This window comes from Amycolatopsis sp. TRM77291, assembly GCF_054166285.1.
Map to the genome: position 1 here is coordinate 1 of NZ_JBSZHF010000025.1, position 1,200 is coordinate 1,200.

2 protein-coding genes are annotated in these 1,200 nt (G+C 72.4%); both read right to left on the reverse strand.

The genetic code is table 11. The annotated features are described in order from the left end of the window. Window positions 1–116: 116 nt before the first annotated feature. A complete protein-coding gene (locus ACXIZN_RS43185; RefSeq protein ID WP_457960779.1) occupies window positions 117–287 on the reverse strand; it encodes a hypothetical protein in 171 nt (56 codons plus the stop codon). Window positions 288–403: 116 nt separating this feature from the next. Further along, on the reverse strand, window positions 404–1,129 hold the full coding sequence (locus tag ACXIZN_RS43190; protein ID WP_457960780.1) for an SGNH/GDSL hydrolase family protein: 726 nt from the start codon (window positions 1,127–1,129) through the stop codon (window positions 404–406). Window positions 1,130–1,200 lie beyond the last annotated feature (71 nt).

Consider the following 1,200-nt stretch of genomic DNA (forward strand, 5'->3'; position numbering starts at 1 on the left):
CCGGGCCCGCTCCCCAACGGGCCCGCGTCCGGGCGTCCCCCCTCCCCCGAAGGGAGCACCCGGAGGTGATACCCGGAGGCCCCCTCGGCCTCCGGACATCACCTGTCTGTGTTGGTTCAGTTCACCGGCGGGTTGGTGCCGTTCGGGTCCCAGTTGCCGTCCGGGCTGGTGCCGGGACGGGGCGGGACCGGCGCCGTGATCGGCTTCGGCTTCGGGGTCGTCTCTTCGAGGTCTTCGGTGGCCGTGGCCTCGTCGTCGACGGGCGCGGTGTTGGTCTCGGTCGTCATCGGGTGTCCCTCATTTCCTCGACTGCTCCATAGGACGCAACGAGGCTGCCACCAGATACACGCAGAGCCAGCTTTTTCGCGGAAATTTCTCGATCTGTGGCAGGAGGGTGACCTGATCAGCGCTTTTGCCGCGAAATAGTGCCGCTGAGTAGCCGCCGGCTCACGTCCGCGAGCTGTTCGGCCCAGCGCCGGTAGCCCTCGGGGCCGGGGTGGAAGCGGTCCTCGGCGAAGGTCGCCGGGTCCAGCATCGCGGCGGGCATCGGGACGTGGACGACGCCGGGCACCAGCGCCAGCCGCGCGGCCGCGGCGTCGAGAACGGCCGACCGCGCGCCCAGGACGTCCCGCAGCGGACGCGGCAGCGACGGGAACCGGCCCATCGGCGGCACGCCCGCGAGCACCACCGGGACCGGGCCGACCCGGCGCCGTACCGCGACGACGAGGTCGAGCAGGTCACGCCGGTAGCGGGCGGCCGAATGCAGTTCGATCGTGTCGTTGACGCCGAGCGCGATCACCACGAGGTCGGCGGGTTCGAGCAGCGGCAGCAGTTCCTCGCGCGCCACGCGGGCGTTGGCGCCGGTCTTGCCGATGGCCTGCCAGGCGACCGCGCCGCCGTCCCGCGCGAGTTCGTCCGCGAGCCGTCCGGTCAGCGCCTCGGCGTGCGTCGCCGCGCCGACGCCGTCCACAGTGGACTCGCCGAGCACCGCGAGCCGCACCGGCTCGCCTTCGCCCGCCACCAGGCCCGTGACCGGCCCCGCGGCACCGGGCAACCTGGGCGTCGTGCGGCGCACCCGGACGGCTTGCGCGAGCAGGATCGGGGCGAGCACCACCGCACGGCTGATCACCCCGCGACTCTACTTCCGCGTTTCGTCCTCTGAACGCGATCGTTGCGCACGCAACAACCGCGTTCAGAGGA

Excerpts from the sequence above, each read along its gene's own strand:
- ACXIZN_RS43185 (WP_457960779.1), bottom strand. The coding sequence starts at position 287 with ATGACGACCGAGACCAACACCGCGCCCGTCGACGACGAGGCCACGGCC.